Origin of the sequence: Nocardiopsis sp. TNDT3, from assembly GCF_003427465.1 — a bacterium.
GTDB classification, from domain to species: domain Bacteria; phylum Actinomycetota; class Actinomycetes; order Streptosporangiales; family Streptosporangiaceae; genus Nocardiopsis; species Nocardiopsis dassonvillei.
Window position 1 is genome coordinate 1 of the sequence record NZ_QPFC01000029.1, and the last position, 14063, is coordinate 14063.

Below are 14063 nucleotides of genomic sequence, written 5' to 3' on the forward strand. Positions count from 1 at the left end.
GGACCCGCCCGGCCCCTAACCGCATCAGCAGTGCGGCGCCCTCCCCGGCACCGCCTCCACCGGTCACGGGGGCGCGGCGGGGCCTTCGTTTTGCGCAACCGTCCGTGGTGTCTGTAGGCTTGTCCCAGCCAGGAGGATTCGCCTAGTCAGGTCTATGGCGCCGCACTGCTAATGCGGTTTGGGTTTACGCCCATCCGGGGTTCAAATCCCCGATCCTCCGCCTCTGACCTGGGGCTTCTCGCATCACGGAAGTGAGAGAAGCCCCAGGTCGCTTCATGTTCAGGGGGTAGTTGGCACAGGATCCGTGCCAGCCACGCACGCTGGCCACCCACGGCTCGCCACCTTGGCCACTGACCTGCGAGGATGGCTCCGCAGGCAGCTTGGGACCGAGAGGCGTCGCCAAAGGCATGCGGTGCCGTCAGCTCTCCAGGGCCTCATTTCGGGTCGAATCCGGGCCTTCTACATCAGACGAGAGCAGATCCTGTCACTTTGAGTGAGCGCTTTTCGGTCTCTGCACACGAAGACTCTTGGCACTTCAAGCACCCGACCACGTGGCGCGGAACAACCTTGTGATCGATCGAGGTGTTCTACCGTCTCCAAGGCCACGCAAAGGGCGGACATGTGGTTCCACCACGCCATGACCTGCGATAACGTCCAGTACCTGGTGCGGCCCTTGACGGGTGTGCAGACTACGGTCGACACCGAAGGGCATGGCTGAGAACGCCTGCGCCAATACCGCCCAGGCGTAAGTTGCTGACCGTGTAGCCCGGCCTGGAACGTCGAGCGGCTGGGCCGGCGCCGAGGCAGATCGAGAGGGCTATGACTGGTTGGTCAGGCGTCTCGACTGCACACTGATAGTTACTTCGGGCTCGACAGAGGAGGTTGGCCCTCAGCCCTTGAGGGAAGAGCCCGGCCGAGCGTCAGGCTGCGCGGCGAGGAATAAAACTGATTACCGCTTCAGCAGCCATCTCATCGTGCTTAGGCATTACATGAACGTAGGTGTCGGCGGTGTACTTGTAGTTCCGGTGCCCAAGCGTTTCCGAGATCACCTTCATTTCGGTTCCGGCAGCAAGGGAAAGGCTCGCCGCGCAGTGCCGAAGGTCATGGATTCTGATCGGGGGCAATCCTGCTTCTTGGGCCAGATCCCCTAGCTTCTTCCAGAGCTGTTGGCGAGTGATTTTCTTTCCGTCCTTGCGAGTGAAAACATGCTCCGTTCCCGTCCACTGCCTTCCGGACATTTCATGCTCGCGCTTTTGAGCTTGGCGCCATTTCTTCAGTAGTTCAACGTTCGGTTCACCCAAACTGATGGTGCGCTGACTGCGCGGAGTTTTGGTTCCGTGGATGGCGACCTTTCCCGAGCCTTCCAGGACCATGTCGTTCCATTTGAGGTTGAGTATCTCCTGGCATCGGGGTCCGCGGGTCAGCGCTAGATGGAACAGGGAGATGTCTCGGTCTTCTGTTTGTGCGATCTGGTCAAGGAAACGTCCTGCCTGTTCCTCGGTCCAGGTCATAACAGCGGAAGGCTTTTTTCCGGTACGGTGCCAGAAGTTGATGTTCTCCGGGGTCCATACCAGAGCGCGTTGGTAGGACAGCCGCGGCAGGGACACGAATCGGGCGGGGTTGTGGTTAAGGAGTCCGGTCTTGCAGGCTTGGGTCAGAGCAGACCTGATGACCGCGTGCACCTTGTGGATGCGCCCCGGGCTGGATGGGCTCCAGACCACCTTGGCTGTGGTTTTTCCCCGTGCCGCTTGAAGGCGCCGCCTGAGCTTGCGCTCGTAGGGATCCAGCTCGGCGTTGGGCTTGGTGCCCATGGCCGTGTAGAGGTGGTTGAGGTGGTGGCAGGTGAGGTCGGTGAGTTTGATCTTTCCGAGGGCTGGTGCGATGAACAGGCGCCAAACGGTCTCGTAGTCCTTGTAGGTACTGACCGTCCAGCCGGGTTTGCGGAGCTCCAGCCATCCCTGAACGTGCTCGGAGACGGTCTGGTAGGGCACGTGGGGTACCAGTCCGATCCTGGTCCGGGCGATAGCGGCTGTGACCGCTGCTCGGGCCTGCTTTTGGGTGTCGAAGGGGCCCAGCCGTCCCTGGCAGCGCTCTCCCTTTTCTATGGGCTGGCTATAGCGTGCGTACCACTTGCCGTGTGCGGGGTTGGCCCACTTGGGGCACTGGCCCTGCCGGTAGGGGCGCTTTGTGTCGGGGTTCCTGCACCAGCAGAGACGTTTGACGCTACCGCGCACTTGGTGTCCTCCGTTTTCGTGTGTGGGCGTTGGGTTGCCGCTTCGGTGGCGATTATGGCAGACGCGGTATGTGCGGGTATGTGCTCCGCGTCGGGTGCGCTCGACGCTTCGCTGTGTGCTCGCCGTCGGGTCGTTGGACTCTGAGCCGGTGGAGCCGGGGATGTCTGCCTCCCCTGAGGGAGTCGGGCTTCAAGGGTGGGGCGCCATCCAGGAAATCGTTTTCACTCTGGGGTACATTTCAGGCCAATTGCAACAAAGGGGGCTGCTTTTAAGATTGCCGCAGAGGAATGTTGCATTGCTTGAATGGGGGGAATAATAGGACCGGCACATCACTCCCCTTTGCTGGAGGTTGCACCATCAACGGGAGCTTTTTTCGAACGTGTTTTTGCCGGAACCCGCAGACGAAGAAGCCCTATCGGAAAGGGGAGTGTCCGAAGTCCAAGCGGCCCGGGCATGCCCAGTGGTATGGGCGCTACAGCGCACCCAGCCTGGACGGCAAGCGCAACCAGCCCAGGGTGGGGCCCTTCCGTACCCGCGCCGAGGCCGAGGCAGCGGTTCGGTCCGAGATCCTGCGTACCAGCCTGGGCGGCCTCCCCTGCGCCTACAAGGTCACCGTGGCCGAGTACTTCCAGGACTGGCTGGTCCGCAACAAGCCCAGGATGGTCAAGACCTCGTTCGAGGACTACGAACGCATCATCAACCACCTGCTCATCCCGGCACTGGGCGAGCTGAAGCTCGTCAAGGTGCTGCCCCCGCACCTGCAGGCCCTCTATCTGGTCCTGGGCGCTCAGAACATAGTGGCCAACGACCTGGTCCCCGCCATCACCGAACGTTTGGCTCCGACCAGGATCCACCGCGGCGCACGCAGGCTCCGGGGCACTTGGCAGTACCCCTTGAGCGCCAAACGCATCCACAAGGTGAACGCGGTCATCAGCTCGGTGCTGACGGACGCGTGCGAGAAGGGGGTGATCGTCAACAACCCGGCCACCTACACCGGTTTGCCGCCGGTGGTGAAGGAGCGGCCGATGGTGTGGACCCAGGCGCGGGTCGATGCCTGGCGAGAGACCGGACACAAGCCGGCCAAGGTCATGGTGTGGACCACCGAGCAGTGCGTGGCCTTCTTGCGTCACCTGGCGGAGGAGGGTGAGCGCTACTTCGCGTTGTATCAGCTGGCGATGAGCCGCGGCCCTCGGTGTGGTGAGCTGTTGGGGCTGCGGTGGCCCGACGTCGACCTCAACGCGCCGGGTTCTGTGACCATCCAAGGCACGAAGACCGAGCGCAGCCGCCGCACCATTCATCTGGGGCAGGCCAACGTCGTGGCCCTGCGCCATTGGCGCCATGTCCAACAGCGCGAGCGTGAGCAGAGCGGTGTGCTGTGGACGCACAGTGGGTTGGTCTTCACTGATCCGTGGGGCAAGCGGGTCAGCCGCTACACCCTGCGGGAGCGCTTCCTGCACCTGGCGGACGAGGCTGGTCTGCCGCCGATCCGGTTCCATGACCTTCGGCACTGCGCCGCGAGTCTCACTCTGGCCACGGGTGCGCAAATGAAGATCATCTCCGAGACGCTGGGGCACAGCAGCTATGCCTTCACCGCTGACGTCTACACGAACGTGATGCCCTACGACGACCATCAGGCCGCGGAAGCAGTCTGTACTCTCCTGGGCCGTGAACCTGCCTGAACTCCTCCCCTAGCGATACGTGGCGGGCGGGGCGGCCCGTACCAGGATGAGGCGTGGCGTACGTGGGCGCGCCGCCTCGGCCGCAGGGGGTTGCGCCCTTCATCGCCGCTTGTGCCGTGGGATTGTCGAACCTGGCTCTGGTACTGGATTCGGGTGTGGTGGTTGTGTCCGTGTCCGGCCCGCCTGAGGGCTTTCGGTAGGGGGTTCAGTCGAGGCAGGAGACCCGCTCTGCCAAGGCGAGGCCAGCCGGGACGGAATCCAGGTCGGCTACGAGGGATCGCAGTCGTTGTCGTGTGGTGGCTCGTAGCGACCCCGTGGGGACAGCGTCCAGCACGCTTTCGCCCAACGAAGCCGCGTCGTGTCCGTGATGCTGAGCGGCCAGGGCTCGTGCGTGCACGGTCACGGCTGCGGCCCATCCGGGCGAGCCTGAGCGTTTGAGGGCCGCTGAGGTTTGAGCGTGCTCCACTGCCCTGGTCGGGTTCAGTGCCAGGAATGCTTCGGCCAGGTGCAGCTCGAACTCGGCCCGGTCGAACCCGAACCGGCCGGGCACATCCTCTGCACGGTCCATTTCGCGCTGGGCCTGGGCGATGTGCGCGAGGAGCTCATCGGTGTGGCCGAGGGCGGCCAGGGGGCGCAGCCGGCACCAGGCGTTGATCTGCGCTGAGCGCAGCGGTGTGCTCGCCACCTGTGCGGCTTGCTCGGCCAGTTCGAGGGCTTGGGTCGGGCGGTGTTGGGCCATGACGACCATGGATTGGGCGCCCAGGGCCCAGGTGGTCAGGGCGGTGTCGCCCACGTGCTCGCCCATGCGAGCGGCGGTGCCCAGGTGGATCAGGGCTCCGGTGGGGTCCTGGGTGTGGTGGGCGAGGTTGCCCAGCAGGGCCGACATCCATCCCAGCACGCGTTGGATGTCGGTGTCGGTGCTGCCCATCAGCAGGGCTCGACAGCGGGAGACCTCGGCCGCCAGTACCCGTGGTGGAAAGTCGCTGTAGCGCTGCTCGTAGAAGTGCAGTGCGTGTTGGGCGAGGTCCCCGGTGCTGTCCTGGCCGTGCAGGGCGATGCTGTCGGCGATGGCCGTCAGCTCGGGGTACTCGGGGGGCATGTGGTGCTCCTGTCGCGGCTGCGGTATGGGGTGACCGTACCAACCGCGGCCTTGTCTGGGCAGAGCAACACCCAACCGTGTTGTGGGGACGCCGTACACGCGTGCCAGGTCATGGAGGTAGTCAAGGCCGGGGCGTGCTTGGCCGTGTTCCCAGCGGCACAGCATGGCGGTGGTCAGCCCTGGTGGGGCGAGTCCGTCGTTGAGGTAGAGGTCGCAGATGGCCTCAACCACGTGGCGGCGTGACCACCCGTAGGCCAGCCGCCAGGCCTCCAAGGGGGTGATGGGCAGGTGGCGGGTGATCTGGTCGGTGATGGCGGGGATGGTGGCGCCGTGTCTTTGCTGGTCGGCGCGGATGCGTGAGGCCTCGCGGGCGAGCTGGGCGCGCGTGGCGCGGCTGACCTTCACCTCGAAACTCCTGCAGGTCGGGTCAAGGACCTTACCCGTCCAGGGCTCGGCGCAAGATTGCCTCGTGGGTCAATGTCGCCTTGCCAGGCGCGCATTGATTGGCTCAGCAGGGCGATCGTTTCCTGGGATCAGGGCCCCACGGATGCGCCGCGGGGCGCACGACGCAAGAGGTGACCCATGACCGCATCTGTTGAGACCGTGGCCGCGCTGTCCACGGCCCGTGACCCCCGCACGTTCGTTGCCCCTGGGGTGTGGGAGCGCCAGGTCCTGCTGCTCACTCGTGACTACCCCTGGGACACGGTGATGGCCCAGCGGTGCTTCGGTCAGGCCGTGGCGTACCTGATCACCGCGATGGAGAAGTGGGGGCAGGGCTTGCAGATCGGCTGCGGTCCGCTGGTGGACATCGCCGTGCACGGGTTCATCCTGGACACGGTGAACTACCGCGAGTTCTGCGCTACCCACTTCCAGGGCCGGTTCCTGGAGCACGTGCCCGAGATCGCGTTCAAGTACGACGGAACGGTGGAGCGTACCGCCCGCGTGATCGAGGCGAACGGGTTCGCGATCGACTGGCCGCTGTGGGACCGGGACGCGGCCAAGTGCTCACCGTGCCACCCGGGAAGCAACTGCCACTAGCTCCCCGACCCCAGCCGGGGCTGCCACACCACAGGTGAGTCTTCACGGTCGGTGTGGTGGCCCTGCACGTGTTCCCCTGCGCTTGGGAGCCCGGCCGCGCTAGCGTGAGCCGGGTCCTTCTCACCCAGACCGCAGGGGACCTATCCCATGGCCAACCCGACCTCCACCGTGCCCGAGTACTGGGACCGCTACGCCAGCGGCGTCACCGCTGACACCGCCCTGGACGGGGCCTTCGGGTGGACGCAGTGGGACGACCACGGGCCTGGGAGCGAACTGCTCCAGGGCCCGGCCACGGCGTTGGAGCTGGGGTGTGGTCGTGGGGTCGAGGTCGCCGCGCTGGTTCGTGCCGGGGTCAAGGCCGAAGGCATCGACATCTCACCCGTCCAAGTTGAGCAGGCACGCGAGCGGTGGGAACCCTTGGGGGCTCTCTTCCACCAGGGCGATGTGTGCGACTTCCTGGCCGGCACCGAGCAGCAGTGGGAAGCGATCTACTCGGTGTGGGGCGCGGTGTGGTTCACCGACCCTGGTGTGCTACTGCCGATGGTCCATGACCGGCTGGTGCCGGGCGGCCGGTTGGTGTTCTCCCACGCCGAACCGGTGCCGGGCTCACAGGGGCCGCAGGGCATGTACGGGGGCGGGTTCCGCGGGCGGCGGGTATGGCTGCACCAGTGGGCCGCCCAGCCCCACGAATGGCAGGAGCTTCTCCGCTCCGCGGGCTTTGAGCACGCGCGAGTGTGGGTGGAGCCCGCTCCCGAGGCAGACCATGTCGGCACCCTCATCGCCGTGGCGCACAAGAGCCTCTAACGCGTGGTGCGCGATAGCGGGCCAGGCGTAAAGACCTCGCCTGCCCCGCGCTTTGTGCGATGTCCGCAGTGCGGTCACGGACCACAACAGTGGTGGCCCGAGGGGTGGCCGGAAGGTTCTCGCGCCAGCGGGCAACGACCACCAGGCCGCAAAGACGACTCTGGTGGGCAGCAAGCCCGCCTGAGCGCCCAACCCGTGGCCCCTGGGGCCTGCTTGTTCACCGTTGCAGCCGTATCTGCCACCGCATAAAATTGCCGTGCTGGGCCTCGTGGAGGCTCAGAAGTAGAGCCAGGCGGCCCGGGGCAGACCGGGAACCTGGCTCGGCGTCTGTCTGGGCCCTGTGTCACCAGCTGGTGTCGACGTCGATCTCATAGATCCGTTCAGCCAGGATGCAGCGATAGGTGTGTTCCCCTTCCCTGCTGGCCCGGACGGCTCCAGCCAGGACGTCAGCCATCCACAACAACGGCTCCTGGGCACCGGGGATGTGCTCAATGGCGAACCGTGTGCCCTTGGGCAGGGCGTAGCGGGCTGTGATGACGGTGTGGACGTCACGCTTGTTCAAGGCCGGGGTGCGAGCCTCCATGACCAGGGTCCGCACACCGTACCCGTGGAGCTCGGGGACCAGGTGCTCCAAGCAACGGGAACGGGCGCGTTCCTGGCGGCGGGGCGGGACCGGGGCCCCGACCGCGACGATGTGCATGCCCTCGATAGCGGCGACGGCGCTGCAGGCGTGCTTGCGCTCAAGGGCTTCCATCTGGGTCCAGTGGGTCTTGCCGACGCTGCGGGCGCCACGCAGGTCAAGCATGGCCTGGCGTGCCTCTTCCAGGCGGAGGGGGTCGACCACGGCGGTGGCCACCACGTAGTACCCGTGGTGGTCGTGTTCGAGGAAGGACTCGTCGGCGTAGGCGACCCAAGGCTGCATGGCCCTAGAGTCGCAGCCTTCCCCGTTGTGCGGCCGGATTAGTTTTCTCCTGTGGATAACTCGGGCTAACACACGCTCTGTCAGGTCTCGCAAGGTTCCTCATTGCTGCGCGGCTCGCTCTCCTCCGCAGCTGTGCGTGCGAAGTGCAACCAGAAACGGCGCCAGCAGTGACGCCTGCAGCGGGACCGGATAGCGTTTGCGGTTCAGGCGTGACGCAGAGCCCGTACTCGGTGAAGGACCCCCGTGAACATCCCCGACATCGACTTCAAGCGCATCCGCTCGCTCGGCCCGGGCGGGCAGCGCGACGGGTACGAGCAGTTCATCTGCCAGCAGGTCGCTCAGGAGCCCCCAGAGTCCGGTGCGACGTTCGTGTCCCTCCACGGGGCCGGCGGAGACGGCGGCGTCGAATGCTACTGGACCCTCGCGGACAACACCGAGCACGGCTGGCAGGCCAAGTACTGGACAACCCACGACGCCGTGGACAAGGCCCAGCTCGACAAGTCCGTCAAGGCAGCACTAGACCAACACCCGAAGCTGACCACGTACACGATCGCGATCCCCACCGACCCGACCGGGCCAACCGGTGGCCGCAGAAAGTCTCTCCTGGAGAAGATCAACGACCCCGGCGGCTGGCTCGAAGGCTGGCGGAAGATGGCCGACGAGCGCAACATGACAGTCGAGTTCGACTTCGAGTGGGAGACGAACATCGTCACGCGCCTGAACCGGCTCGATGCCTCCGGTACCCAGCGCCGGTACTGGTTCGATGTCGATGTTTTGAGCGGCCAGTGGTGGAAGGACCGGAGGCAGGAAGCGGTCGACGCGGCCCGCCCGCGATATATGCCGGAGCTCAACGTCGAGGTGCCCGCGGCCCGATCCATCGCTGCGCTCTGCTCTGACGACGAGTGGTGGCAGGTCGTTCTCGAGCAGGTCGACCAAGTCTCCAAGGTCGCTGAACAGCTCCGGTACGCGAAAAAAGAAGTGCTGGCCGCTGACCTGGACGTGGCACGCGCCGCAGCGTCCACAGCCACGAACGCGCTCAGCGCGTGGCACACCTCCCGTGGCGCCGACGGGCTCGATGACCTTGCTCAGGCGCTTGACGCGGCTTCGACCACCATCCGAGCGCAGGAAACCCTGGAGGTCGAAGCCATGGATGCCCGGCACGGGAACTGGGACAGCCAAGGCTGGCGGCAGTTCCAGCGCGAGTACATGGTTCGATTCCCTGCCGCAGCCGTTGACGCGCTCCGGAAACTCGGGGAAAAGCTCGCCGAAGCAACTGAGCTCCTCATCAGCCCCGTCGGCAGGCTTACTGACGCTCAAATTGCCCTCATGACAGGCCCAGCGGGCATCGGCAAGACCTACCTCGCCATCGACGCCGTCGTCCGCCGCTTGGCCAAAGGCCGGCCCAGCGTCATGATGCACGGCCGGTGGTTCAACGACCACGAACCGCTCGCCCATCTGCGCGACGTTCTCCAGATGCCATCTGACCTGACCAGTGAGGAGACCATCGCACTCCTCAACGAGAGCGCCCGCGCCGTCGGAGCCCCGGCGCTGCTCGTCATCGACGCTCTCAACGACACCCGTCCACGCTCCCTGTGGCGCGACAATCTCGACCGGCTCATCAGCATCCTCGGCAGGTATCCGCACGTCCGGCTGCTGCTGACCGCCCGTACCCACTACGTCGCCCAGGTCCTTCCGCCCGGCCTCACCCTCCCACGCTTCGAGCACACCGGGTTCGAGAACGTGGAGTTCGAAGCAGTCAGCGAATACGCCGCGTTCTACTCCCTCGAGCCGCCGACGTCGCCACCCATCCATGGCGAGTTCGACAACCCGTTGTACCTGCGCCTGGTATGCGAAGCGTTCCAGGCCAACAGCCGCCTCTCGCTCGATCAGGCCAGCATGGGCCTCAACGAGCTCACCAAGATGGTCCTCGACAACGCGAACACCATCATCAGCGACCGCATCGACGCCTCCCCCTCCGATCAGGTCGTTCACCGGGCCATGCATATCCTCGCCTCTACCATCGCTAATCGGGGAGGGAAGCCGCTCGCCCGCCCTGATGCGCAAACTGTGCTGACCTCGATCTGGTCAGACGTCAGCGCCGAGAAGTCGCTCCTGGACGCACTCATCGCGCAGGGACTCCTCGAAGAGGACGTCATCCCCGATGGCAGCCCATACGGCGCCAACATCATCGCCATCACGTTCGAACGTATCGGCCACCACCTCATCGTGTCCGACGCACTCAAGGACGTGACCGACTCAACCGGCGTCCGCGACCGATTCGCGGGACGGCTCGGGCACCTCATCGGGATCGGCGACACCATCGACGTCGGCATCCTCGAAGCGACCTCCGTGGTCGTTGCCGAACGCTTCGGGCTCGAACTAACCGAGTTCCGCACCGAGATCGGTGATGGCGACGCCCTCGCTGCCGCTGTCATCGCCGGCACCGGCTGGCGCTCAACGTCCTCCCTCACCGACGAAACCGGCGACATCATCATTGACGCGCTTCATCGCCGGTCTACCTTCGACGCCAGCCTGAACATACTGTTTCGGCTCACAGCCCGCCCCGACCACCCGCTGAACGCCGATTTTCTCCACAGGTTCCTCACGCGGTTCGAGATGGGCGGCCGTGACCAGTTCCTCCCGGGGTGGCTGCACATCACCCACGGCACCGGTGGCGCCGTCGACCGCCTCATCCGGTGGGCGCGCGAGAAGTCCTTGGACCAAGTCGGTGAGGACACCACCCGTCTGTGGATCACCGCGCTGCTATGGACTACCAGCGCCACCGACCGCCGCGTCCGTGAACCTGCCACGATCGCCGCTGCACGACTCCTCGCCCGCCACCCCGGCCAAGCGGCTGGGCTCCTGGAACGGTTCACCGTCGTGAACGACGAGTGGGTTGTCGAACGGGCCCTTGAGGTCGCCTACTCCACACTGTTGATGAACGGCAGTACCGCGGACTGGACGGCTGCGTCTGAGGTCGTGTGGAACAGTTTCTTCGCCAGCTCCGCAGACCTCACCCCGAACGTCGCCGTCCGGGATGTGGCCAGGAGCATCCTTGAAGCCGCAGCCGACCGTTCAGCTCTGCCTGCGGGTGTAACGGTCAATCAATTCCGGCCGCCGTACATCAGCGCTTGGCCGCTGGTCTGGCCCACCAAAGACGACATCACACCGTACGAGAGCACCGACTACCCCAAGCTCGTACACTCCGCTACCGACGACGACTTCTACCAGTACAAGCTCGAGTACGATCTGCGGGACCGGCCCGGCGTTGACGTCCCGGCCGCAGCGCGATGGGTCGTCGCCGAAGTCATTCGCCTCGGGTACCGCACGGAATGGCACGCACCGTTCGATGGGTACGTCATGGGCGAGTACGGTGGCGGCCGCAGCAAGCCCACGTGGATTGAGCGCATCGGCAAGAAGTACCAGTGGATCGCCCTCAACCGGCTCATCGGTCACGTCTCAGACCACGCCCCTAAGACCCCTAGCGCCTGGGACCCGCCGCCCCCTTCAGTTCCCGGTCCTGCCACCACCCTCTCCCGCCAGATCGACCCGACCATCATCGAGTTCGAACCCGCCAACAACAAGCCCCGACTCTGGGTGCCGACCTACAACTGGGCAGGAACCGCCGACAAAACCGACGCCCAGTGGGTAGCCGACGACACCGACCTGCCCACCATCAACGTCACCGATGCCGAGCACGACAACCACCCATTCATCGTGTTGTCTGGCTACTATGACTGGAAAGACACTACCGACAATTCCGATCACACCCGCGGAATTTGGACTCACCTCTACTCCCACCTCGTCAACACCACCGACCTGGCGGCAGCCCTGGCCGAACTCGAAGGATTCGACCTCCTCGGCCACGCCATCTCCAACTCCCCACGCACCCACGACGGATACGTCGGCGAGTTCCCCTACGGTCACCACCATGGCGCAACCATGCACGTCGTTAGCCATGAGTGGCACGAACCGCTCAGCGTGACCACCCAGCCTGCCTCCTGGGACATCCTCGGCGAGTACGAGTACGCCCCCGGAGACCACGAGACCATCTCCCTTGACGCACCCGCCCCCACGTTCTTTGGCCCTGCTCCCGGCACCCTGCGCTGGAACGGCCGCAACGGCTGGACTGACACCACCGGCAAACTCATCGCCGTCCTCCGGCACACCGTCAACGTTGGTCAGAACGAACTCCTCATTGACGCCGACTGGCTCCAGCAGTGGCTCATCACCGAACAGAAGTCCCTCATCTGGATCGAGAACACCGGCAAGGACGTCTACCGCAGTATGAGCTGGGGTCATAGCCACCCTGGGCGGCTCTCCCGCTCCCAGGTACACGCCTGGACTCCCGGCTCCGACACTCAGCTCTCCGCGCCGGGTTGGAATCGCGTCCCCGCACGCAATGAGTGAAGGTCTGCAAAGGCAAAGGAGGTCGAGGCCGACAGGTTCGCATATCCGAGTAGCGCCCATTCAAGACCGATTCCCGCTGGATCATCACCGAAAGTCGCCAACTGAGACATAACAGGCCCAGGTCCCACTGTTTGTGCGGGTCAATCTTGTTGGGCGGTGTGATCACCGCGGCGTCATCCGCTCAGGCTGGGGCGTCGTCGCCGGGTTCTTGCTGGATCAACGCGAGCAGCACCCGGGAATGAGATGACCGGTAATGGTCTCCAGCGGATTCGAATAGTTTCACTGCCCGCTGTGCCGCTTCGGCCGCACCAGTTCGCCGCCCCGCCTTCAACAATGCTACGCCGAGGCCGCCCCACGCTTGTGCTTCTGCGTGAGTATCCCCGACCTGCCGGTGCAAGATACATGCACGGGTATGCGCATTGATGGCTTTATCGAACCGACCCACTTGCCGAAGTGCCAACCCCAAGTTATTCCATGCCATCGCTTCGCTGTGGGTGTCACCGGCCTGATGGAACGCCTGACATGCGAGATCAAGGACCTCAACCGCTTCCTTGAACCGGCGCATTTGCCTCAATGTCGCTCCGAGGTTAGTCCGCACCAGTGCTTCACCGTGGGCATTGCCCACTTGCTGATACAGGTCGCATGCGCGGGTGTGGGCCTCAATCGCCTCTTCCAACTGGAGCGCTTGGGCCTGCACCGTGCCGAGGTTGTTCCACGCCTGAGCCTGGCCGTAAGTATCACCCACCTGCTGATACAGATTACGTGCGCAGAGGTGGGCCTCGATCGCCTTCTGGAACTGACGCACCTCGGCCAGCACCGCGCCGAGGTTGTTCCATGCCATCGCTTCGCTGAGGGTGTCGCCAGTCTGATAAAAGGCCTCGCGTGCGCGGGTATGGACGATGATGGCGTCGTCGAATCGCCGCGTCTGCATCAGAATTGTGCCGAGGTTAGTCTGCGCTGTCGCTTCGGCGTGAGCGTTACCGATCGTGTGGGCAGCTCTTTGGGCAGAGCGCAAGACCTGTTCTGCATCCTCGAAGCGGCGTCTCCGGCCCAGGTAGTAGCTCAGGTTCAGCGGCAGGTGAATGGCGGCCTCTGTGTGTCCAAGAGCAGGGGCAGCCATAGCTGCGGCCACCAAGGTGGCACGCTCGGTGTCCAGCCATCCCAGTGCCGCCTCCGGACCGGGAAAGAAGCTAGAGATCGGCTGTCTAGGCAGTGTCCGCAGATGGTCGTCTGAGACGGCAGTAGCGGCCATGTAGTGGTCTAGCAGTCTGACGATGGACTGGTGTCGGTCTTGGGGTGGGTGAGGGTGGTGGCGAGCGTAGTCGGCAAGCAGGTCGTGGGCTCCCCATCGTCCGGGTGCGGGTTGGGTGAGCAGGTGCGCGGCTGCCAACTCCTCCAGTGCCTCTTCGGCCTCATCGGCAGGCAGGTCGGTCAGGACTGCGGCTGCAGTGGTGGACAGGGTGGGGCCCGGTGCGGCGGCCACGAGCAGAAACACCTTGGCCACACTCTGGTCGAGGTAGGCCAGAGAGGTGTCGAAGACCGCCCGCAGCACCCGGGTCTGCCCGGTGCCGCGGTCGGGGTCTTTGAGCTTGTCTACCCGGGAAGCGGCGTTCTCCAATCGGTTAGCCAGCCGCTCCGGGATCAGTTGAGGATTGCGTTTGAGGTAGGCGGCGGCGATTTCCAACGCTAACGGCAGCCATCCGCACAGCGCAGCTAACCTGCCTAGTTCTGCCTCATTGTCAACGCGCGGATCTTCGGGGGTGTGGCCGGATAGGTCGGAGACCAACAGTGCGACTGCAGCCTCGGGAGCGAGCACGTCCAAGCCCAAGTGGTGGGCTCCGGCCAAGGAGTGCAGACCTTCGCGGCTGGTGGCCACC

General features: G+C 64.9%; 8 protein-coding genes and 1 tRNA gene. 5 read left to right on the plus strand and 4 right to left on the minus strand.

Annotated elements, in window-relative coordinates; all coding sequences use genetic code 11:
* The first annotated feature begins 131 nt into the window (after positions 1-131).
* Positions 132-220, plus strand: a tRNA-Ser gene (locus DQW06_RS00735).
* A gap of 700 nt (positions 221-920) precedes the next feature.
* On the opposite strand, the gene DQW06_RS00740 is transcribed toward DQW06_RS00735, so the two are convergent.
* Positions 921-1991, minus strand: a complete 1071-nt coding sequence (locus tag DQW06_RS00740) for a site-specific integrase (RefSeq protein WP_157983314.1) — start codon at positions 1989-1991, stop codon at positions 921-923.
* A 758-nt stretch (positions 1992-2749) separates the two neighbouring features.
* Here DQW06_RS00740 and xerC point away from each other — a divergent pair.
* A complete protein-coding gene (gene xerC, locus DQW06_RS00745) occupies positions 2750-3913 on the plus strand; it encodes a tyrosine recombinase XerC (RefSeq protein ID WP_198662353.1) in 1164 nt (387 codons plus the stop codon).
* A gap of 205 nt (positions 3914-4118) precedes the next feature.
* Here xerC and DQW06_RS00750 read toward each other — a convergent pair whose 3' ends face one another.
* On the minus strand, positions 4119-5417 hold the full coding sequence (locus DQW06_RS00750; RefSeq protein ID WP_117197770.1) for a helix-turn-helix transcriptional regulator: 1299 nt from the start codon (positions 5415-5417) through the stop codon (positions 4119-4121).
* 177 nt (positions 5418-5594) lie between these two features.
* Here DQW06_RS00750 and DQW06_RS00755 point away from each other — a divergent pair, with 177 nt between their 5' ends.
* Positions 5595-6050, plus strand: coding sequence for a hypothetical protein (locus DQW06_RS00755; RefSeq protein ID WP_117197771.1), 456 nt, complete (start codon positions 5595-5597; stop codon positions 6048-6050).
* A 147-nt stretch (positions 6051-6197) separates the two neighbouring features.
* On the plus strand, positions 6198-6854 hold the full coding sequence (locus DQW06_RS00760) for a bifunctional 2-polyprenyl-6-hydroxyphenol methylase/3-demethylubiquinol 3-O-methyltransferase UbiG (protein WP_117197772.1): 657 nt from the start codon (positions 6198-6200) through the stop codon (positions 6852-6854).
* Between the two features lie 343 nt (positions 6855-7197).
* Here DQW06_RS00760 and DQW06_RS00765 read toward each other — a convergent pair whose 3' ends face one another.
* Positions 7198-7776: a hypothetical protein gene (locus tag DQW06_RS00765; protein ID WP_232832928.1), complete on the minus strand. Its 579-nt coding sequence runs from the start codon at positions 7774-7776 to the stop codon at positions 7198-7200.
* Between the two features lie 243 nt (positions 7777-8019).
* Between DQW06_RS00765 and DQW06_RS00770 the strand changes: the two genes are divergently transcribed.
* On the plus strand, positions 8020-12186 hold the full coding sequence (locus DQW06_RS00770; RefSeq protein WP_117197773.1) for an ATP-binding protein: 4167 nt from the start codon (positions 8020-8022) through the stop codon (positions 12184-12186).
* 181 nt (positions 12187-12367) lie between these two features.
* Here the strand turns inward: DQW06_RS00770 and DQW06_RS00775 are convergent.
* A partial coding sequence (locus tag DQW06_RS00775; protein WP_157983315.1) for a tetratricopeptide repeat protein occupies positions 12368-14063 on the minus strand: 1696 nt, incomplete at its 5' end.

What these genes read in the sequence shown, in the direction of transcription:
- DQW06_RS00760 (WP_117197772.1), top strand. Translation starts at nt 6,198, where the DNA reads ATGGCCAACCCGACCTCCACCGTGCCCGAGTACTGGGACCGCTACGCC.
- DQW06_RS00755 (WP_117197771.1), top strand. Translation starts at nt 5,595, where the DNA reads ATGACCGCATCTGTTGAGACCGTGGCCGCGCTGTCCACGGCCCGTGAC.
- DQW06_RS00765 (WP_232832928.1), bottom strand. Translation starts at nt 7,776, where the DNA reads ATGCAGCCTTGGGTCGCCTACGCCGACGAGTCCTTCCTCGAACACGAC.